This is a genomic window from Chloroflexota bacterium, from assembly GCA_020850535.1.
Taxonomy (GTDB): Bacteria; Chloroflexota; UBA6077; order UBA6077; family JACCZL01; genus JADZEM01.
This window is the reverse complement of the sequence record JADZEM010000202.1, coordinates 1-21,421: the sequence shown is the minus strand read 5'-3', so window position 1 is coordinate 21,421 and position 21,421 is coordinate 1. Positions and strand designations below refer to the sequence as shown.

The 21,421-nt window shown below is 67.7% G+C and carries 13 protein-coding genes and 1 tRNA gene; 5 read left to right on the top strand and 9 right to left on the bottom strand.

All coding sequences use genetic code 11. The features are described 5' to 3' along the window. Together IT306_28790 and IT306_28785 are read right to left on the bottom strand one after the other, a co-directional pair. A partial coding sequence (locus IT306_28790) for a hypothetical protein (protein MCC7372444.1) occupies window positions 1-193 on the bottom strand: 193 nt, incomplete at its 3' end. Between the two features lie 421 nt (window positions 194-614). Then, window positions 615-3,077 (bottom strand): AAA family ATPase, encoded by a 2,463-nt coding sequence (locus tag IT306_28785; GenBank protein MCC7372443.1) that lies wholly within the window; start codon window positions 3,075-3,077, stop codon window positions 615-617. A gap of 413 nt (window positions 3,078-3,490) precedes the next feature. On the opposite strand from IT306_28785, the gene IT306_28780 reads away from it, so the two are divergent. Beyond that, entirely contained in the window at window positions 3,491-4,168 is a 678-nt protein-coding gene (locus IT306_28780; GenBank protein MCC7372442.1) for a hypothetical protein, read from the top strand. A 33-nt stretch (window positions 4,169-4,201) separates the two neighbouring features. Here IT306_28780 and IT306_28775 read toward each other — a convergent pair whose 3' ends face one another. Beyond that, window positions 4,202-5,395 (bottom strand): FAD-binding oxidoreductase, encoded by a 1,194-nt coding sequence (locus tag IT306_28775; protein ID MCC7372441.1) that lies wholly within the window; start codon window positions 5,393-5,395, stop codon window positions 4,202-4,204. 88 nt (window positions 5,396-5,483) lie between these two features. Between IT306_28775 and IT306_28770 the strand changes: the two genes are divergently transcribed. The 3 genes from IT306_28770 (at window position 5,484) to IT306_28760 (ending at window position 8,283) form a co-directional block, all read left to right on the top strand. Continuing rightward, window positions 5,484-5,560: transfer RNA gene (locus IT306_28770), tRNA-Pro, on the top strand. 53 nt (window positions 5,561-5,613) lie between these two features. After that, window positions 5,614-6,825 (top strand): PQQ-dependent sugar dehydrogenase, encoded by a 1,212-nt coding sequence (locus tag IT306_28765; protein ID MCC7372440.1) that lies wholly within the window; start codon window positions 5,614-5,616, stop codon window positions 6,823-6,825. A 129-nt stretch (window positions 6,826-6,954) separates the two neighbouring features. Further along, on the top strand, window positions 6,955-8,283 hold the full coding sequence (locus IT306_28760; protein ID MCC7372439.1) for an AI-2E family transporter: 1,329 nt from the start codon (window positions 6,955-6,957) through the stop codon (window positions 8,281-8,283). Window positions 8,284-8,314: 31 nt separating this feature from the next. Here IT306_28760 and IT306_28755 read toward each other — a convergent pair whose 3' ends face one another. The 6 genes from IT306_28755 to IT306_28730 all read right to left on the bottom strand — a co-directional run bounded on the left by IT306_28755 (window position 8,315) and on the right by IT306_28730 (window position 20,845). Continuing rightward, window positions 8,315-9,430 (bottom strand): ScyD/ScyE family protein, encoded by a 1,116-nt coding sequence (locus IT306_28755; GenBank protein MCC7372438.1) that lies wholly within the window; start codon window positions 9,428-9,430, stop codon window positions 8,315-8,317. Between the two features lie 37 nt (window positions 9,431-9,467). Continuing rightward, a complete protein-coding gene (locus IT306_28750) occupies window positions 9,468-15,611 on the bottom strand; it encodes a hypothetical protein (GenBank protein ID MCC7372437.1) in 6,144 nt (2,047 codons plus the stop codon). 284 nt (window positions 15,612-15,895) lie between these two features. Then, window positions 15,896-16,645 (bottom strand): succinate dehydrogenase/fumarate reductase iron-sulfur subunit, encoded by a 750-nt coding sequence (locus IT306_28745; protein MCC7372436.1) that lies wholly within the window; start codon window positions 16,643-16,645, stop codon window positions 15,896-15,898. A gap of 84 nt (window positions 16,646-16,729) precedes the next feature. Beyond that, window positions 16,730-18,643 carry a fumarate reductase/succinate dehydrogenase flavoprotein subunit gene (locus tag IT306_28740; protein ID MCC7372435.1) on the bottom strand — a complete coding sequence of 638 codons (1,914 nt, stop codon included), beginning with the start codon at window positions 18,641-18,643 and terminating at the stop codon, window positions 16,730-16,732. A gap of 143 nt (window positions 18,644-18,786) precedes the next feature. Beyond that, window positions 18,787-19,473 (bottom strand): succinate dehydrogenase cytochrome b subunit, encoded by a 687-nt coding sequence (locus tag IT306_28735; protein MCC7372434.1) that lies wholly within the window; start codon window positions 19,471-19,473, stop codon window positions 18,787-18,789. A 403-nt stretch (window positions 19,474-19,876) separates the two neighbouring features. Continuing rightward, window positions 19,877-20,845: a hypothetical protein gene (locus IT306_28730; GenBank protein MCC7372433.1), complete on the bottom strand. Its 969-nt coding sequence runs from the start codon at window positions 20,843-20,845 to the stop codon at window positions 19,877-19,879. Window positions 20,846-20,866: 21 nt separating this feature from the next. On the opposite strand from IT306_28730, the gene IT306_28725 reads away from it, so the two are divergent. Continuing rightward, window positions 20,867-21,091: a hypothetical protein gene (locus tag IT306_28725; GenBank protein MCC7372432.1), complete on the top strand. Its 225-nt coding sequence runs from the start codon at window positions 20,867-20,869 to the stop codon at window positions 21,089-21,091. The last annotated feature ends 330 nt before the right edge of the window (window positions 21,092-21,421 follow it).

Genomic DNA, 21,421 nt, shown 5'->3' with positions numbered 1-21,421 from the left:
GCGGCGCGGCGAGCCCCAGGATGCCAACCCCCATCCGGCTGCCCTCGATCCCGACCTCGAGCGTGTCGCCGTCGATGACCCGCACGTACCCCGTGACGTCCACGCTCCCGCTGCCGGCCGGCGGCGCGCCGCCCGGCCCGACCCGCTCGGCGTGCGTCGCGGCTGGCGCCCCCGCGATCAGCGCGACCAACACCACATACACCAGCACTGCCCCACGCCGTGCTGCGACCCTGATGGCCTGTCCCCCGAAAATCGTCTGCGCTTAACCCCATCCGCACCCGCTCGGCGTCGCAACCCGTCGGTCACGCCAGCATCAGCATCTCATGTCGAGATTGCCATCTCATTGAGATCGCCGCTGTCCTGCGCGGCACTTTCTGTGCTGGTTGTGTCGACAACACTCGCGCATCAGTCACGCCCCTCAGCCACGCAGCGGGCGCTCTCGGCTCCCATCGTGCGGCGAGTGTCGAGCGCACGCGACCCACAAAGTACGCAGAATGACCCGCGGCCAGCACCCGAGACACGCGGACTGAAACCGGCTCGGACGGCGGACAAACAGACGCCCCGCCGACGCGATCTGCATCGGCGGGGCGTCCGCCTTGAGGGAGCGTTGCGGGTCAGGCGGCGACGGGCACCGTCTGGCTCGGGAGCGCCTCCCCGGCCTGGCGGGTGAAGGTGAGCGCGTCCTCCGCGCTCACGTCCACAAGCACCCGGTCGCCCTCGGCATACTCGCCGGCCAGCACCTGCTTCGCCAGCGGGTTCTCGACCTGCCGCTGGATCAGCCGGCGCAGCGGGCGCGCGCCGTACTCTGCGTCAAATCCGTTGCTCACCAGCCACTCGCGGGCCGTGTCCGTCAGCTCGAGCGTGAGCTTGCGCTCGGACAGCCGGCCGCGCAGGTCGCCGAGCATCTTCTCGACAATCGCCAGCAGGCTCTCCTTCCGCAGCCGATGGAACACGATGATCTCGTCGATGCGGTTCAGGAACTCCGGTCGGAACATATCCTTGAGCGCCGCCCGCAGCCGCTTCTCGATGGCCTGATCGGCGGCCGCCTCGGCGCTCGCCGCGGACCCGCCAGTCTGGAAGCCCAGGCTGTCGCGCCGCTTGGAGTACGCCTCGACCGAGCCGACGTTCGAGGTCATGATGATCACGGTATTGCGGAAGTCCACCGTCCGGCCGTGGCCGTCCGTCAGCCGCCCGTCGTCCAGGATCTGCAGCAGGGCGCCCCAGACCTCGGGGTGTGCCTTCTCGACCTCGTCGAACAGGATCACCTGATACGGCCGGCGGCGGACCGCCTCCGTCAGCTGACCGCCCTGGTCGTACCCCACGTAGCCGGGAGGCGACCCGAACAGCCGCGAGACGGTGTGCGGCTCACGATACTCGCTCATGTCGATGCGGAGCAGGGCATCCTGGTCGTCGAAGAGGAACTCGGCGAGGGTCTTCGCCAGCTCGGTCTTGCCGACGCCCGTCGGGCCAAGGAACAGGAACGAGCCAATCGGACGGCGCGGATCCCCGAGACCCGAGCGCGAGCGACGGATCGCGTCAGACACGGCCACAATCGCCTCGTCCTGATCGACCACCCGCACGTGCAGCGCCTCTTCGAGGTGCAGCAGCTTCTCGGCCTCCTCGGAGAAGATGCTCTTCACGGGGACGCCCGTCCACTCGGCCACCACCTCGGCCACATGCTCCGGCGTCACAACCAGTGTGTTGGCCTCGGCTGCCGCTGCCTCAGGGTGCTCCGTCTCGACCTGGAGCCGCTCCTGGCGCAGCTTGGCCGCCTCCTCGTACTCTCGTGCCTGCCAGGCCTCATCCTCCTGCTGCTTCAGCTTCGCGACCTGCGCGGCCGGGGTGTCCTCGGCCTCGCGGGCAGCACGCAGCCGCAGCTTGGACGCGGCCTCGTCCACCAGGTCGATCGCCTTGTCGGGCAGCGAGCGGTCCTGAATGTACCGGTCCGACAGCCGAGCAGCCGCCTCCAACGCACTGTCCTCGATGGACAGCCCGTGGTGCTCCTCGTACCGCTGCCGCAGCCCGTGCAGGATCTCGATGGCCTCCTCGACGCTCGGCTCGTCCACGAAGACGGGCGCAAAGCGGCGCTCCAGGGCCGGGTCGCGCTCGATGCCCTCGCGGTAGTCGTCCAGCGTCGTCGCGCCGATCAGCCGCAGCTGCCCGCGCGCCAGCGCCGGCTTGAGCAGGTTGGCCGCGTCAATCGCGCCTTCGGCCGCGCCCGCGCCGACCATCGTGTGAATCTCGTCGATGAAGAGGATCACCGAGCCTTCGGATGCAACGACCTCCTCGACAATCGACTTCAGGCGCTCCTCGAACTCGCCACGGAACTTGGAGCCAGCCAGCACGGCGGCGAGATCCAGCGCCACGAGCTGCTTGTTACGCAGCGGCTCGGGAACGGTCTCGTCCACCATCATCTGGGCCAACCCCTCGACGACGGCCGTCTTGCCGACGCCCGGCTCGCCGATCAGGACCGGGTTGTTCTTGGTGCGGCGGATCAGCACCTCCATCAGGCGGGTGATCTCCTGATCGCGCCCGATGACCGGATCGAGCTTGCCAGCCCGAGCCAGCGCCGTCAGATCCACGCCGAACTTCTCCAGCGCCTGGAAGCGCGATTCGGCATTGGGGTCGTCCACCTTGCGCCCTCCACGGACGGCGTCGAAGGCCGCCTCGAGCTTGTCGCGGCTGAGGCCTTCGGACTGGAAGAGTCGGTTGGCCGGATCGGACGGCTCGCCGAGGGCAGCCAGCAGCAGATGCTCCGTCCCGACGAACTGGTCGCCACGGCGCTCGGCATCCTCCTGGGCGCGCTGGAACGCGGCGCTGACGCGGTTGGTGATGTAGAGCGAGCTGCCGTTGAGCGTGGCCGGCCGCGAGGCCAGATCGCGCTGCAGGCGGTCGAGAATCGGGGCGGGCGACACGTCCAGGTGCTTGAACGCCAGCGGCACCAGTCCCTCGCGCTGGCCGAGCAGGATCAGGAGCAGGTGCTCGGAGTCCAGCGCGTTGTGGCGCAGCTTGACGAGCAGCTCCTGGGAGCGACCGAGCGCCTGACGGGCCTGCTCGGTGAGCTTCTCAACTGGGATCATGTGGGGACGCCTCCCGGAAACGGGGCTGAGGCAAGCTCAGACGCTCCAGCCGGAGCGGGAAACTTGCTAGCCTGATTGTAAAGGTTGCTGTATTAGACGAGCGTAAGAGACTGCACTATGATGGCTGTTGCTCTGATGATGCGCTCGTCACAGGGTAGAACCACCGGCTCCGCACGGCTATTCCTTTTCGAGTCGCTCGGAGTCCATCGCCGCGGACTCCGGGGTCTGCCGCTGTCGGCACAGTCGGGGCGCACCGTGGGTCGTCGGGCCGTTGCTGCTGCCCGAGGCGAGATTCATGCCATCCGAGCGCCCATCCCACCTGAGAACGACCGGCGGTGACCCGGCCCCCTCGGCCGGGGTACGATAGGGGTGGAACAGGCGCGCAGGGCCGGCGAGCAGGGAGCTATCCGATGAGCACACCGCAGGATGAGCGCGAGCTGATCTTCGCTTCGTTTGAAGACGCTGCCATGGGGGCAGTGGCCGAGAAGGCGCTCCGTGAGCTTGAGCGGCAGGTCGAATCGATCACGCTGGGCAACGTCGCCGTGGTCTCGCGCGACGCAGACGGCGAGTTGCACGTCCACCAGAGCGGTCATCTCTCGGCTCGGCAGGGTGCGCTCTTTGGCCTGATCGCCGGGGGCCTCGTGGGCGCGGCGATCGTTGGGCTGCCGTTCGGCGTGGCGATCGGCACGGCGGCCGGCGTCCAGGCCGCGGCCGTGGCCGCCGGCTCGCTGGCCAGCGCCGCCGCGAGCGCCTCGTCCACCGCGCTGGCCGTGCAGGCGGCGATTGCCACGGGCCTGTCAGCGGCGGCCTCGGGCGGCCTGGGCGCGGCGCTTGGCAGCGCCGCCGGCAGTCTCGCCTCGATCTTCGGCTTCAAGGACGATGATCTGAAGCAGGTGGGCGAGGCGTTGAGCGCCAACCGCTCGGCGGTCATCGCCCTGATCACGCCGCAGGAGTTGCCGGAGGTGACCGAATTCCTGGAGCGGCTCGGCGCGACGGTCCAGCACGGCGCGGTGAGCCAGAGCCTGCTCGACCTGGCCCTCAGTCAGGCTCCGGCGGAGGTAGCAGAAGGGTCTGGCTCGCAGGGCTGAGGGCGGACGTCACCTCCCGATGTCCGCTTCTCGCTAGAAGGCGTGGCCCCAGTCCAGCGGCAGTACGTACTCATCCGCGCCGTGGATCGGCTGCTCCTCGGCGAATCGGCTGGAGCGGAACGGTGAGAAGTCGACGCTGGTGGCAGCCCCCGTCAGCGCCAGCTCGGCCATGCCGAGCCCCACGGCCGGGGCCTTTTTGAAACCAGTCCCGCTGAACCCGGCCGCGACGTACAGCCCATCTACGCCCGGCGCACGGTCGAGGATGGCGCGGGTATCGGGGCTCATGTCGTACATGCCGACATCCACCCGCGCGACGGTCAGCGGCCCGAGCGTCGGCATGCGGTCGCCCATGCGCTCGGCCACCGCCTCCACGAAGCCCGGGCTAGGCGTCTCGTCCAGCAGGTCCGGGTCGGCGGGGGATGCACCGGTCTCGTTGGAAGCGCCCCCAAGGAGCCGATCGTCTCCCTGGGCGCGGGTGTACAGGCCGGTCGTGGTGTCCAGCACCACGAGGTGCCGGCCCGTGTGGCCGGTGGGGCGCTCGAAGTAGGCCACCTGCGCCCGGCGCGGCGTGACGGCTAGATCCACACCGGCGGTCTTCAGGAGCTTCGGCGACCAGGTGTTGGCGGCGCAGATGACCAGCGGCGCATCGAGATGTCCGTCGTCGGTGTCCACGCCGGTCACGCGCCCGCCTGCCACGCCGATCCCGGTGACGCTGACGCCCTGCAGGATCTCCGCGCCGTGCCGCCTCGCCGCCTCAGCGAACGAGAGGGTCGTGGCAACAGCGTCGGCGTGTCCGCTGGTCGGCTCGTAGGCCGCGGCTGCCACGCCCTCGGTCTGAAGGATCGGCATGACCTCGCGCAGTTGTCGGCCGTCCAGCACCGAGGTCTCGACGCCCAACGCCTGGAGACGGGCCACGTTGCGGTGCATCCGCTCGCGATTCTCCTCACCGACGAGGATCGCGAACCCGGTTGCGCGGAACCCGCAGCTGCCGCCGACCATCTCAGACCACTGCTGGAAGTACGGCAGGCTCGCCAACGCCAGCTTCGCCTCGGGGTCGTTCGAGTAGTGCATGCGGACAATCGCGCCTGACTTCCGGCTGTTCCCCGAGCACAGCTCACCCCGCTCCACCAGCACCACCCGGCCGGCGCCGGCACGCGCCAGGTGGAACGCGATGCTCGTGCCGATCACCCCTCCGCCGATCACGATGGCGTCGTACGTCCGTGGCATCTCGTCACCTCAGCGGCCGGACCGGGCCCGTTTTCGGCACATGATAGCCGTCGCCAGCGAGCGGCATTCCGGTATACTCGGGGCTGCACGGGGTGTAGCGCAGTCTGGCAGCGCGCCTGGTTTGGGACCAGGAGGTCCCCGGTTCGAATCCGGGCACCCCGACCATACGAAACCCGTCTCGCGGGTTATTCGCCGCCCCTCTCACCCCCGGAGCTTCCTTGGCTCGCCCTCCACGACGGACACTCCTGCTGGTCACGCTGCCGCTGGCCGTTCTCCTGATCGGCATGGTCGGCTGGGTGATCGTCTCCCAGCAGCAGCAGCCGCCGCCGCCGAAGATCGGCAAGACCGATGCGACGGCCACCGCCAAGGCGATCCTCCGCGCCGAGCCGACCGCCACGCCGTATCCAGGGATCGCGGACGGCCCGAACGCCGTCACCCCCCGCTCGACCGCCGTCGTGCCGAACATCACGATGCCGATGGGTATGACATTCGCACCGGACGGGCGCATGTTCTTCAGCGAGGTCGTCGAGGGCACGGTGCGGGTGGCCGAGCCGACCGCCGATGGCTACCGCCTGCTCACCGCGCCGTTTGCGAAGCTCACCATCGCCAAGGGCGGCGAGACCGGGACGCTCGGCATCGCCGTAGACCCCGCCTACGAGCAGAACCGCTGGGTCTACCTGTACTACTCCGAGCCGGACCCGAACCGCGCCGACCGCCGCCCGCTCCGCAACCGCATCGTGCGGTTCACCGATGTGAACAACATCGGCACCGACATGACCGTCATCTTCGACAATATCGGCATCTCGCGGCAGGGGCGGCACAACGGTGGACGCCTGCTCTTCGGGCCAGACGGCAAGCTCTACGTCTCGACGGGGAACGCCGAAGACAAGGAGAACAGCCAGAGCCTCAAGAACCCGAACGGCAAGATCCTGCGCCTCAACCGCGATGGCACCGTGCCGGCCGACAATCCGTTCCCAGGCTCGCCGATCTACGCCTACGGCTTCCGCAACATCTTCGGGCTGGCGCTGCACCCCGTCACGAACCAGTTCTACGTCACCGAGAACAGCGGCGACAGCCACGACGAGCTGAACCTGATCCAGCCGGGCGCGAACTACGGGTTCCCCTTCTTCGAGGGGTACGGCAACGACTCGCGGTACGTCGATCCGATCTGGGAATCCGGCTCGCGGACCATCGGGCCGACCGGTCTGGCGATCTATGGCGGGGACCAGCTTCCGCAGTTGAAGGGCGACCTCTTCTACTGCGCGTTCAACACCGGCACGATGGTGCGCGTTCGCCTCGACGGCCCGAAGCTCGATACCGTGACCGGCACCCAGGATGTCGTGAAAGACTGCTTCCTGGACGTGGTGAACGGCCCGGACGGAGCGCTCTACTACTCGTCGATCAGCGCGATCCTGCGCCTGGGTCGGTAGCGCCACCCCTGGCAGCGCCACCCCTGGCGGCGACGCCCGCGCGAAGCGCCGGCACGCGGCCCCGCTGACTGCCCTGGCACGGCCTGTGCGTTGAGATGGGGCGATCCTCGCCCTGGCAGGCCGCCCACCATGCAGCAGCTCGAATCCGGCGCCCAGACGTCGGCCGCGTCCGCCGAGCCGTCGTCTTCATCCGAGCAGTGCATCCGCATCGTGCTCCCGGCCGGCGAGGTCGCGCGAGCCGGACTGGTGATGCTCGGATTGGGACTCGGCGTCTACGTCCTCTGGCACATTCACGAAGTCATCTTCCTGCTCTTCCTGGGCATCCTGCTGGCTACGGCCATCGAGCCGGCCGTGAACTACCTGCGGCGAGGGCCGTTCGGGCGCGGCACCGGAACGCTCGCGGTCTACACGGCCATCGTCCTGATTCTCGGGACGATCCTGGCCGTGACGCTGCCGGGACTCGCTTCGCAGAGCGATGCGTTCTTCACCAGCATCCCCGGCAAGATTGGCGCGCTCCGGCCCTACGCCGCCGAGCTGCGGCCGGAGCCGTTGCAGGAAGCCGCGCTGCGCGCCATTGACCGCCTGGGAACGTCCGTCTCCAACCCGAGCGTGCCGGTGGACGATCAGAGCCTGGTCCAGATGGTCGCATCTGTCGGCCACCAGCTCATCAACTTTCTGACGATCTTCTTCCTCGCCTTCTACTGGCTGGTCGAGCGGCCCGCCATCAAGCGCGCCCTCCTACGGGTGGTCCCGCCGAGCCGGGCGCGCGGCGTCAACGTCGTCTGGCTGGAGGTCGAGCAGAAGCTCGGCGGCTGGGTGCGCGGCGAGCTGCTGATCATGGGCATCATGGCCGTGCTGGCCGCTGGCGGGTTCTGGGTGCTCGGCCTGCCGAACCCGATACTCCTGGGCATCCTGGCCGGCGTTGCGGAGCTGGTGCCGGTGATCGGCCCGATCCTCGGGTTCGCGCCAGCCGTCCTGGTGGCGCTCGGCATCAGCCCCTGGACGGCCCTGCTGGTCATGATCTACGCCATCATCATTCAGCAGGTTGAGAGCAACCTCATCGTGCCGCGCATCATGGGCCACACGGTCGGGGTCAGCCCGCTGACGGTGGTCCTGGGCATCCTCATTGGCTTCATTCTCTACGGTCTGCCGGGCGCGTTCCTGGCCGTTCCCGTCGCCGGCGCGATTCAGGTCATCGTGGCGCATGCGGTCGGCATGGAGGACGTCAGCACGGTCAGCATGGCGGCACACAGCGCGGCCGTCGCGCGGGAAGCTGCCGCCGAGGCCGCGGCTGGCGCTGCCGCCCGCGCGCCGGTCGGCGACGAGCACGAGGCCGCCGCCGAGGCCGCGGCCGAAGCGCTGGCCGGCGAGACCCCCGAGCCGACCGTCGCAGCGCACCGCGCGCGCCACGCGGTGCTCGCAGCCACCGCGCCGGACGTGGAGTACGCCGACCGCTGAGCACTCCCGGGAGCTGGGGTGCGCCCGGCGCTCAGCCCTGCTTGTTTCGCCCGCGCGCGGCCACCCGTACGATCTCCCCCTCGCCCTTGCCGGACAGGTGCCCCCGATTGGAGACGTACAGATCGCCGTCCGGCCCCGTCGTGATGGCAGTAGGCTGAAGCAGTCCTTCGGCAATCGTGTAGCGCTGCCCATTCTCGTCGAAGCAGCGTACCTGTCCGACAAACTCCAGCACGCAGAGGCGGCCAGCCCCGTCGAAGGCAACCCCGATTGGCAGCGCGAGGCCGCCGTAGACGTCCTCGCGCTGGCCGTCCGGATGGACCCTGGTCACCTTCCCCGGGACGTACTCGGTGATATAGAGATTGCCGTCCGGCCCGCCGGTGATGCCGGTCACTGCCTGGTCTGAGGCCGGGTACTCCAGGATCCGCTGGGGCTGACCGTCCGGCGTCAGCTTGAGGACCACCTCATGATTGCCATCGGTGGTGTAGAGCGCGCCGCCCATCGCCGTCATCCCGAACGGCATGCCACCGGGTACGTCGGCACGCGGATCCTTCCGTCGAGAGAGCGGCGGGTCCGACACGTTGAAGCGGGTCAGGTCGAAGATACGCGCCAGCTCACCAGATGACGACACCCGAAAGACGCCGTTGTTGAACGATGGATCGCCCACGTCCCAGCCGCCAGACGCGGTCAGCAGGTAGAGCGAGCCATTGAGGAACGCCAGCGCGGCCGGCCCGACCTCCTCGCCGGGCGCAGTGATCGTGGCCGGCAGGTTCTCGGAGAATGGGCGCGGCTGCTGACCGGGGGCCATCGCCGAGATGCGCCCGCTGTTCCCCACAAAATGGGACCGTTTGCGTCCGAGGTCGACCTCGCGTGGCCCACCCTGGCCGCCCTCCGCGATGTACAGCGTGCCGTCCGGACCGAACACCAGGCCGCGCGGGTTGACCAGCCCCGACGCGATGACCGCGAAGCCCGAGGCCGGCGGTGGCGGCGTGGGCGTTGGCCGCACGCGACGCTCGGCGCTGGCCGCCGACGTCGGGGCCGGGCTGGCAGTCGGCGCAGCGGCCGGCGCGGGAGCCGTACAGGCCGCCAGCAACGCCAGCAGGAGGAGCCAGCATAGACGAAGGAGATAGAGCCGACGCCTGGAGATCACCGTCCCGATCTTCGGTGTACCCAGGTGTCGCTCACCGCTACGGTTTGACCTTTTTTCCATTCCGCGTCAGCGTCACATTCTCGGCGTAGAACAACTGCTCGTTCTCCTTGACGCCATCGGCCTCAAGGTAGTCGCCGACCCGGACGTCCGGGCAGCCACCCTTGCACGGCAGGAGGATACGCTGCGGACCGTCCCGCATGGCAACGACGGCGAACGGCTGCTCGACAATGAAGTTGACCTCGATGACATTGCCTTCGGTGCGGTAGTCGTCCAGGCCGTGCTGGTTGGTGCGCTCGTTCTGCTGGCGGCGCTCCTCGGTCAGCTTGCGGCGGCGCTCGTCTTCCTTGTCCTTCTCGTCGCCCGGCGGGTTCTCACCGGCCGCCCAGATCGAGGCCGTGGCTCGGTTGTTGGCCGTGTTCGGATCGTCCGATGTTCCGGTCACGGTCGCCACGAGGTTGTACGTGTTGACATTGGTGTTGTAGACGCGGATCGGGATGCGGACGGTCTGCCCGACGGTGACGCTGCTCAACTGGCAGGTGACGGTCCGACCGCCGTTGCAGCTGCCCTTGGACGGCTCGGCGGACCGCAAGTTCAGCTCCGGGTTGAGCGGGAACGCCATCACGACGCCGGTCGCCGTCAGCGGTCCGTGGTTGGTGACGAGGATCGTGAACCCGAACTCGCCCAGGTTGTTCACGACCGGCGGGACATCCGCGAACGCGATGGAAAGATCGGCCAGCGGCGCGACGCGCACCTGCTTGTCGGCCGGGCTGCTGGTGCCGCCATCGCCGTCGGTCAACACGAATCGGACCGTACGGTTGGACGTATTCGGCTCGGCGTCATCCAGGCGGAACGTCACATTCCGCAGGAGCATCAGGATGCGTGCGGGCGTCGCGTTGGCGTTCAGCGCCACCACCAGCGGCGTGTTCTGGGACACCTCGCCGCTGAACGTACCCACAGCGGTGCCGCCAACCGAGGCCGTGTTCCCCGAGATCCCGACCTCGCCGGGGCCGTCGCCCTGGTCGCGAATGTTGAGGCGGTCGCTCGGCGTCGCGCCGCTCACGATGGCGATGGTCAGCGTGCCGCCGTCGAAGTTGGCCGAATCTACATCCGTGACGGTGGCCTGGGAATCCACCAGCACCGCGGCCGGGCTGTTGGCCGTGACGATTGGTCCAGGCAGCGTGATGACCGGCGCATCGTTGACCGCGCCGACGGAGACAGCAATCGTCTTCGAATCCTGGAGCGGACCGCCCTGCCCCGTCGCGCCCTGGTCGTTTGCCGTGACGGTGATCGTGTCCGCGCCGTTGAAGTCCTGGTTGCCACGATACTGAATCGCCGCCAGCGCCGCGTTGACGTTGCTGAGCGTGCCGGTGAACGTCATCGTCGCATCAGACGTGCCATCGCCAGTGCTGAAGCTCAGACCGGACGTGCTCCCGAGCGAGATCGCCCCGCTGGCCGCCGAGACCGTGACGCGCATCGGGCTGGACCCGATGTCCACGTCGGCGACGCCGATGCCCATGATGCTGAGGCTCGTGTCCTCGTTGACGGACTGCGCCCCGGGCACGGTCACGACGGGCGCATCGTTGATCTCGCCCACGGCGATCTGGAGCACGTCTGAGTCGGTCTTCGGGCCGCCCGCGCCGGTGTTGCCGAGGTCGCCTGCGACAATCGTCAGCGGATCCTGGCCGACGAAGTTCGGATTCCCACGGTAGACCAGGTTGTGCAAGGCATTGTTGACGTTCGTCAGCGTGCCCTGGAACGTCATGGTGGCGTCCTGCGTACCGTCGCCGGCGATGAAGGAAAGCCCAGACGTCGTGCTCAGCGTCAGCACCCCATGATTGACGGTAAGCTGTACCTGAATCAGTCCGCCGCCCACGTCGACGTCGTTGACCGTGATGCCGACGCCGCCAATCGTGAAGTCGGTGTCTTCGGGCGGGGCCTGGGGTGACGGCAGCGAGATCTCCGGGCCGTCGTTCTGGGCGGCCACGTTGATGGTGATCGACCCCGATGCCGTCTTGGCGCCGCCCGTGCCGGTGTTGCCGAGATCGTTCGCGCCGACCGACAGCGTGTCCGCCCCGTTGTAGTCCTGGTTGCCCCGGTAGATCAGCGAGCCGAGCGCGTTGTTGACGTTTGTCAGCGTACCGGAGAAGGTCATGCTGGCATCGGAGACGCCGTCGGCGCCGCCCGAGAACGTCAGGCCGGTCCGGGTGTTGAGCGTCAACTTGCCGTTCGTGACCGACAGCGTGATCTGAATCTGGGTCGGGCCGACATCCGGATCGGCCACGCTGATGCCACCGATCGGCGAATCGACATCCTCGGTGGCATCCTGCGGCGACGACACCGTCAGCACCGGCGGGTCGTTGGTCCCGTTGAGGAAGATCGGCACGCTGTCGGTGTCGGACTTCGCGCCGCCGCTGCCGGTGTTCCCCTGGTCGTTCACGGCCACCTGAACGCTGTCGTTGCCGTTGAAGTCGGTATTGCCGAGGTACTGAAGCGTCGCCAGCGCGTTGTTGACGTTCGTGAGGGTGCCGGTGAACGTCATCGTCTGGTCGGATGTGCCGTCACCGGTCGCGAACGCCAGGCCCGTCAGCGTGGTCATCGTGAGCCGCCCGAAGCCCGCCGTCAGCGAGACCTGAATCGTGCCGGCATTGGCGTCCACGTCCGAGATGTTCAGCCCGCTGATGTTCAGGACGACATCCTCGGTGCCACTCTGCAGGCCCGGATTGTTGATATTCGGTGCGTCGTTCACGGCCGAAACGTTGAGGGTGAGCATCTTCGTGTCGGACTGGGCGCCGCCCGTGCCGGTGTTGCCCTGGTCGTTCACGACGATGGTCAGGGCGTCGCTGGCGACCGAGTTGCTCGCCGTGAGGTAGGTCAGCGTACCGAGCGCCGCGTTCAGGTTCGCCAGCGTGCCGCTGTACGAAACGGAGCTGGTGCCGTTTGCGCCGCCGGTCACGGTCAGGCCGCTGGTGCTGCCAAACGTGACCGTGCCGGCGCCCACGCTGACGCTGAGCAGCACCGGCGAGCTGCCGGCGTCCACGTCTGCCAGGCTGAGGCCGCTCACAGCGGAGGCGACGTCTTCCGTCACCGTCGCGGAGCCCGGCGCGGTCACGACCGGCGCATCGTTGACGGCGCTCACGGTGATGTTGATGGTCTTCGTGTCCGAGAGGGGGCCGCCGCTGCCGGTGTTGCCCAGGTCCGTCGCCACAATGGTCAGGACGTCCGGCCCGACGTAGTTCGTCACGCTGAGGTAGCCGAGCGAGTTCAGGGCGTTGTTGACGTTCGTCAGCGTGCCGCGCAACGTCACGCTGGCCGTGCCCTCGCCGCTAACGCTGGCGAGCGGTGGGGCAGTGTTGAACCCGGGCTTCAACGTCACCGTGCCGTGGCTGACGGTGAGCGTGACCTCGACATCCAGGCTGCCAACGTCGGGGTCCGAGACGACGACGCCCGTGCCGTTGATCGTCAGGGCCGTCTCCTCAGGCGTCGAGAACGACGAGCCCGGCAGCGCGATCGTCGGGCCGTCGTTCACCGCGCCGACGTTGATGGTGATGTTCTTGGTGTCGGTCTTCGGGCCGCCGCTGCCGGTGTTGCCCTGGTCGTTCGCCGTGACGACCAGCGTGTCAGTCACCGTCGAGTTGCTGTTCGTCTGGTAGCTCAGCGTGCCCAGGACGCTGTTGAACGCCGTCAGCGTCCCGCTGAACGTGACGCTGCTCGTACCATTCGCGCCACCCACCACCGTCAGGCCGGCGGTGTTAGTCAGGCTCACGGTGCCGCTGCTGGCGGAGAACGTCATCTGGATCGGCGAGCTGCCGGCATCCACGTCCGCGACCGTGACGCCCGAGATCGTGGCAGGCACGTCTTCGGTGACGTTGGCGCTGGCCGGCGCGGTCACCACCGGCGCGTCGTTGACGGCCGAGACGGTGATGCCCACCGTCTTGCTGTCGGTGCCGGGCGAGCCGCTGCCCGTGTTGCCCAGATCGTCGGCGCTCAAGTTCAGCGTGTCCGCGCCCAGGTAGTTGAGGTTCGGCTGATACGACAAGCCGTTCAACGCCGTGTTGACGTCGGTCAACGGCCCCTGGAACGTCATCGAGCCGGTGCCATTTGCCCCACTCGTGAACGTGAGATTGACGACGCCGTTGAGGCTCAGCGTTCCCTGCGCCACGCTGAGCGTGACGCTGACCGGGCTGGCGCCAGCGTCCGGATCGGCCACCGAGATCAGATTCGCGCCGCCAGACGAGAAGACGAGCGCCGTGTCTTCGTTGGTCGTCTGCGCCGCTGGCACCGCGATCGTCGGCGCGTCGTTGACGCCCGAGACGGTGAGCGTGACGATCTTCTGCACGGCGTTCTGCGGCCCCGGGCTGCCCGTGAAGCCCTGGTCATTCGCGTCCAGCGTCAGCGTGGCGTTCGTGTTCGCGTTCGGCGCCGTCAGATAGGTCAGCGTGAGCAGCGCGGCGTTGATGTCGTTCTGGGTGCCGGTGAACTGCATCGTGCCGTCGCTGAGGCCGTCACCGATGCCGAACGTCAGGCCGGTCGTCGTCCCCAGCGTCAGCGTGCCCTGGTTGACCGACAGCGACATCTGCACGGCGTCGCTGGCAGGATTCGCGTCAGGATCCGCCAGGCTGATGCCCGCCACTGGCGACGCCACATCCTCGGTGACACCCACCGAAGCCGGCGAGGTGATCACTGGCAGGTCGTTGAACTCGCTGACCGTAAGCGCGACGGTCTCGGTGTCAGTCTGCGGCCCGCCAGCGCCGGTGTTCCCGAGGTCGTTTGCCACCACGGTCAACACGTCGTTGAGGTTTCCGCTCGTGGCGGTGGCCGTGTAGGTGATGGAGTCCAGGGAAGCGTCGAGCACAACACGGGTGCCAGTCATCACCACGGAGTTGGTGCCGTCGCCGGTGATCGTCGTCAGGCCGATCTGGCTCCCGACCGACAGCGTCCCCTTCGTCACCGAGAGGTTGACCTGCATGATCGCCGCGTCAGCGTCGGAGTCGGCCAGCCCGATGGCCCCGATGGCGACGGTCTGATACTGGATCACGGACGCACTGACGGGCACCGTCAACACCGGTGGGTCGTTGACCGACGTGACGTTGATGGTGATGGTCTCGGCGTCGGTCAGCGAGTTGACGACATTGGTCGTTCCGCCGACGAGCGCGCCATTGTCGTTCACGTTGACGGTGAGCGTCACGGCGCCGCTGAATGCTGGCGGCGACCGGTACACGAGCGTGGCCAGACAGGGACTCGCGGCGGCTTGCGGCGCCGACAACGTGATGCTGTTGGTGCCACTGCCAGCGATGCTGCAGCTGCCGGCGTTGGACATGGTCAGGGCGCCCTGCCCACCCGGCACCGACGTGACAATCGTGATCGCCGTGCTCCCGGAATCGAGATCCGAGACGGTGACCGGCGCGGACGCAGTCGGCGTGTTGATCGAGAGGTCGGTGTCGTCGTTGACGGCAAGCGTCTCAGGTGGCGCCGTCAGGATCGGCGGATCGTTGACCTGGGTCACCGAGTTGATGGTGTAGGTCATGGGCGGACCATCGCCATCGACGGGGTCGATGATCTGCAGCTCGATCGTCCGGAAGCCGGGACCGGTCGGCGTGATCGGGTCTTCGCTGGTGTCCTCGTAGGTGATCGCCCGCATCAGATCCTGGATCATCGTGTCGGTGATCGTGATCGATGCGCCGAGGGTGACGATCAGCGGACCGGCGTTGTTGCCACTGCCCAGGCCCGACGTCGGGACCGTGGCGATCTGATCGCTGCCGTGGAAGACTTGCGTGCCCACGACGGTGATCGGCCCGACGCCGCTCTGCACGAACATGCGGGCAGAGGTCGGGTTGTTGATGGGACCGGTGGACGTGAAGAAGCCGGTCACTTTGCGCTGCTCGGTGGCCGGCGGATCGTCGGTGACGGTCAGGCCAGGATCGATGATCTCGAGGGCGTTTTCGGCGTATCCGAACGTCGTGCGTCCCTGGGCGCTGACCGGCGACGCACCGAACGCGACACGGATGCCAGTGATCGCGCCCATCAGCCCGAACGGCGCGAGCAGCAGCAACACGACGGCGATGGTCGAGCCACGTTGCCGGCACCAGGCGCGGAACGCCGCCCACTGGCGCGCGCGCGCCCGAGCACCCGGCGAGCGCAGCCGCCGACGCTTGAGGCCCGTCTGCTTCGGTCGTCCGATCACGCCAGTGTCGCCAAGCCGCCTCCAGTGTACGCCGCCCGCCGCAACCGTCTGGTTGCAGTTCCAGGATGCCCTCGCGATCGAGGGTGGAATGGGCAGTCGTTTCCCGGCTGGCGCCTATTCTAGCGTGCTTTGGGAAGTGATGGTAGAGCCGTCTGTCCCATCGGCTGGGCAGATCTGTCGCAACGTGTCCTGCAAACAAGAGGGCGGCCTGCCCAGTATTCTGGCAGACCGCCCTGTAGGCATCTTTATGTCATGATGACCAATGCAGCCGCCGGCGAGCCTCGTCAGCGAATGCCGCGGATCGTCGCCCCGAGCAGATCCTTGTTCAGCAGGGAGATGAAGTCCATGCTGATCTCCTTCGGGCAGACGGCCTCGCACTCGCCCATGTTCGTGCAGGCCCCGAACCCCTCCGTCTCCATCTGACGGACCATCCGCGCCACGCGCTGGTAGCGCTCGGGCTGGCCCTGCGGCAGCAGATTCAGGTGCCCGGCCTTCGCCGAGGTGAACAGCATGGCCGAGGCGTTCGGACAGGCCGCCACGCACGCGCCGCAGCCGATGCAGGCGGCGGCGTCCATGGCGCGGTCCGAGTTGGACTTCGGGACGGGCAGGGCGTTCGCCTCAGCAGCCGCGCCGGTGCCCACCGAGATGAAGCCGCCGGCCTGGATGATCCGGTCGAACGCCGTCCGGTCAACCACCAGATCCTTGATGACCGGGAACGCCTTCGCGCGCCACGGCTCGATGGTGACGGTGTCGCCATCCTTGAAGTGCCGCATGTGCAGCTGGCAGGCCGTGGTGGCCCGCTCGGGGCCGTGCGCCACACCGCTGATCATCAGGCTGCAGATGCCGCAGATACCCTCGCGGCAGTCGTGATCGAAGGCGATAGGCTCCTCGCCCTTCTCGATCAGCCGCTGGTTCAGGACGTCGAGCATCTCCAGAAACGACATGTGCTCGCTGACATCGGGATGCTCGTAGGTGACGAAGCGGCCGGCGTCGCTCGGCCCCTTCTGTCGCCAGACATTGAGTGTTAGCCGCATGGGATTCTCCAGTGAGCGGTAGAAGGAGGTCGTAGGCAGACGTGCGCCTGAACTGCCTACGGTCCGCTGCCTACTGCCTACTCGTCACTTGTAGCTGCGCTGCGCGAGGTGGATGTTGTCGAACGTCAGCGGCTCCTTCACGAGCGACGGTTTGCTCGGGTTGCCCGTCGACATCCAGGCGCCAACGTAGGAGAAGTGCTCGTCGTCGCGCAGGGCCTCGCCATCCTCGGTCTGGCTCTCCTCGCGGAAGTGGCCGCCACAGGACTCCGTCCGGTGGAGCGCGTCGATGCAGACCAGCTCGCCAAGCTCCAGGAAGTCGGCCACCCGGCCGGCCTTCTCCAGCTCCTGGTTCAGCTCGCCGCCCTCGCCGGGCACCCGCACGTTCTGCCAGAACTCGTCGCGGAGCGCGGGGATCAGCTCCAGCGCCTTGCGCAGCCCGGCATCGTTCCGGGCCATGCCGCAGTACTCCCACATGATCTTGCCCAGCTCGCGGTGGAACGAGTCCACGGTCCGCGTGCCCTCGATCGTGAGCAGCCGCCTCGTGCGCGTCTGGACCTCGTTGAGGGCCTCGGCCACGGCCGGGTGGTCCCTGGTGACCTTCGACTGCCGGTTTCGCGCCAGGTAGTCGCCAACGGTCATCGGCAGCACGAAATAGCCGTCGGCGAGACCCTGCATCAACGCGCTCGCGCCCAGCCGGTTCGCGCCGTGGTCCGAGAAGTTCGCCTCACCGCCCACGAACAGGCCCGGGATGGTGCTCATCAGGTTGTAGTCCACCCAGAGACCGCCCATCGTGTAGTGGACGGCCGGGTAGATCCGCATCGGCGCCGTGTACGGGTCTTCGCCGGTGATGCGGTTGTACATGTCGAACAGGTTGCCGTAGCGCTCGCGGATCGTGTTCACGCCGAGCCGCTTGATGGCGTCCGCGAAGTCCAGGTAGACGCCCAGGCCGCCCGGCCCGACGCCCTTCCCGGCGTCACAGGCCTCCTTGGCCGCCCGCGACGAGATGTCGCGCGGGGCGAGGTTGCCGTAGGACGGGTACTTGCGCTCCAGGTAGTAGTCGCGGTCGCCCTCGGGGATCGATTCCGGCGAGCGGGCGTCGCCCGGATTCTTGGGCACCCAGACCCGTCCGTCGTTGCGGAGCGACTCGCTCATCAGCGTCAGCTTGGACTGGTACTCGCCGGCAACGGGGATGCAGGTCGGGTGAATCTGGGTGTAGCACGGGTTGGCGAACGCCGCGCCCTTGCGGTGCGCGCGCCAGATCGCCGTCGCGTTGCAGCCCTTCGCCATCGTCGAGAGGTAGAAGACGTTCCCGTAGCCGCCCGTCGCCATCACGACGGCATCGCCCAGGTACGCCTCGATCTCGCCGGTGACCATGTCGCGCGTGACGATGCCGACGGCGCGGTCGTCGACCACGATGACGTCGAGCATCTCGGTGCGGTTGTGCATCTCGACCGTGCCCAGGCCGATCTGCCGCTCGAGCGACTGGTACGCGCCGAGCAGGAGCTGCTGGCCGGTCTGGCCGCGCGCGTAGAACGTCCGTGAGACGAGCGCGCCGCCGAACGAGCGGGTGTCCAGCATGCCGCTGTACTCGCGGGCGAACGGGACGCCCTGCGCTACGCACTGGTCGATGATGTTGCCGGAGACTTCGGCCAGCCGGTGGACGTTGGCCTCGCGGGCGCGGAAGTCGCCGCCCTTGACCGTGTCATAGAAGAGGCGGTAGGTGCTGTCGCCGTCGTTGCGGTAGTTCTTGGACGCGTTGATGCCGCCCTGCGCCGCGATGCTGTGGGCGCGCCTGGGGCTGTCCTGGTAGCAGAACGCCTTGACGTTGTAGCCCAGCTCGGCCAGGCTCGCCGCCGCGCCCGCGCCAGCCAGCCCGGTCCCGACGACGATGATGGTGTACCGTCGCTTGTTGGCCGGGTTCACCAGCTGCAGGTCGAACTTGTGTTTCTCCCACTTCTGCTCGATGGGGCCGGATGGGATTTTGGCGTCCAGCACCACCGAGGGAGCCGGCTCGGACGGGGTGCGGACTGGCGCCGGAGGGGCCGGTGCAACAGTATTGATGGTCACGTCACTTCCTCTGCTTCAGAGCCAGAACGAGGAGGCCGATGCGCGCGACTGACGACGTCGCGCGTGGGTCACCGTCATGGCCGCAGGATGCCGGCCAGAACCGCCAGCGGGATCGAGATGTTGCCGCCCGCCACCACGATGGCGAAGACCGTGGCGAAGCCGCGCCAGAGCTGATTGTTGACGTTGTTTCGCCAACCCAGCGTCTGCGCCATGCTCCACAGCCCATGGTACAGATGGAACCCGAGGGCGACCTGCGCCACGATGTAGATCAGGGAGACCCAGGGCACGCCGAATCCGTTGACGACGTTCGCGTACACGTCCGTCTTGCTGAACGCTGCCCCGGTGTAGACCGTCCCAGTGGTGAAATGGAGGATGTGGTAGACGATGAAGAGTGCAAGGATGACGCCGCCCCAGCGCATCGTGCGGGCCGCATACGATGCCGCGATCATCTTCTTCTGGCCGTAGCGGTTCGGTCGGCCAGCCCAGTCCTGTTGCGTCACCTGCCACGCGGCCCAGATGTGCGCGACGACGGATGCCAGCAGGATGATGCGAACGATCCACAGCGCGCCCTCATGCGGGAGCAGCGGATACCCCATCACTCGGAGCCAGGCAGCATAGTCGTTGAGGTGCTGCCGCCCTTCATAGATGTGGAGATTTCCGTACATGTGGACCAAGACGTAGCCAAACAGCACCAGACCGGTGACGGCCATGATGACCTTCTTGCCGATCGAGGTCTGATACAGCGTGAGCGCTCCGACCATATGAATGCCTGCCCTTCCTCCGGGAACGCCGGGATCCTGGTGGCCGATGAGTCCTGCCGGCCCTGGCCGTCGGCGTGCCGCGTCTAGCATAGACCCGCAGTTCCCCGAGGGCAACTGCCTCCGATACCTCGATTGCATTACGGGCGGGGCGCGACCGGCGCGATGAACCCGTCGGCGCTCGTTCGGACAGAACGAAGCCCCGAAGCTCGCCGATTCGCGAACCCCGGGACCTCTCATGGAGTAGGTGTACTGCGCGCGACGCCGAACCGTCAATTCCTCGCGGACGACCAGCAGGGTGCTTACATGATGGGCACGTCCCAGAGCTTCGTCGGGGCTTGAAAGCCCCGCCTACCATCATGCCGTCGCGCTGCGACGCTCCGGTCTCACGTATCGACGATGGACGTCAGCCGCCGATGGCTTTCGTGAAGTCCGCGAACGCAGCCTTCGGATCGACGGGGGCCGTCACGAGCCGCTGGCGGTACTGATCCTGGGTGAAGTCGGTCAGCATCTTCAGGTTTGGCCCGAGGCCGTAGGGCATCCAGTCGTCGCCCATCACCACCGCCGCCTCGACGAGGTCGGCCAGCAGCCACGGCGACGTCTCGGCGTACTTGCGCCGGTGCTCCGTCCAGAGGCGCTTCGAGGCTGTGAACGCGTCCAGCAGGCTCTTGGCGATCCACGGATCGCGCTCGAAGACCTCCCGGCGGATCTTGATCAGGTGGTGGGCCGGGCAGTAGCCGTGCTCCTTGAAGTAGGCCTTCTCCCAGGCCGGGTAGTCCGGGAACATCGGCACGATGGGGCTGTCGGCCGAGAAGAACCCGGTCGGCATGAACGCCGCCACCATCACGTCGATCTCGCCGGAGAGCAGCAGATCGACCAGGGACTTGCCATCTGGTCCGCCCGTCACGTTCGACGGCGCATCGGCCGGCGCGCGGCCATGCCCGGCGTCCGGCGCACCCTCAATCGGCGCGATGACCCAGTCGATCTTCCAGATATCCACGCCGGCCTGCCCGAGCGTCACCCGGGTCCAGGTGTTGCCGCTGTTCGGCCAGCCGTCCATGCCGACGCGCTTGCCCTCCAGGTCCTTGAGGCTGGTGATCGTCGTGCCGCGCTTCACCAGGAAGCAGCGGTGCCGGTAGGCGAACATCGGGAAGATCGGCAGCCCCACGAAGTCGCGGACGCCCTGGGACTGGTCGAGCATGTACTTCCCGACGGACCCCTCGCCGCCGTCAATCGCAGGGTCGTCGGTGACCGGCGTCAGGCCCCGGTTCACGTCATACGAGAGGTCGATGCCTTCGGGCACGACCGCGCCCGTCAGCAGCGGGGTGATGTGATCCCAGGGGTATCCGGCAAGCGCGAGCTTCAGCCTTGACATCAGCATGCTCCTGGAGAAGGTGTGGCGCGCCCGTTCGCCGAGGTGGAGTGCCTGGGTATTGTGGCGTACGCGCTCACCACCTGGGCCACCCAGGCCATCCACCTGCCAGGACGATTGCATGTTGATGTCGTCGTGCCGCCGCGTCGGGGCTTGAAAGCCCCGCCTACCATCCTGCAGTCGCTGTGCGACGCGCCAGTCGCACCAGTGCCGGCCGTTCCCGACGGCCGTCGCTGCGCGACGGCGTGACTGTAGGCGGGGACTTCAGTCCCCGACCGACCGTTCCATGATGCTTCGGGGACACCAATCAACATGCCATCGCCCTGAGTCACGAACCAGTGCAATCGTATGTTGAGCGCGTCGTGCCGCCGCGTCGGGGCTTGAAAGCCCCGCCTACGATCCTGCAGTCGCTGCGCGACGCTCCAGGCTCGCCAGTGCCGGCCGTTCCCGGCGGCCGTCGCGCAGCGACGGCGTGACGGTAGGCGGGGACTTCAGTCCCCGACCGCCCGTTCCATGATGCTTCGGGGACACCAATCAACATGCGATCGCCCTGAGTCACGAACCGGAGCGATTGCATGT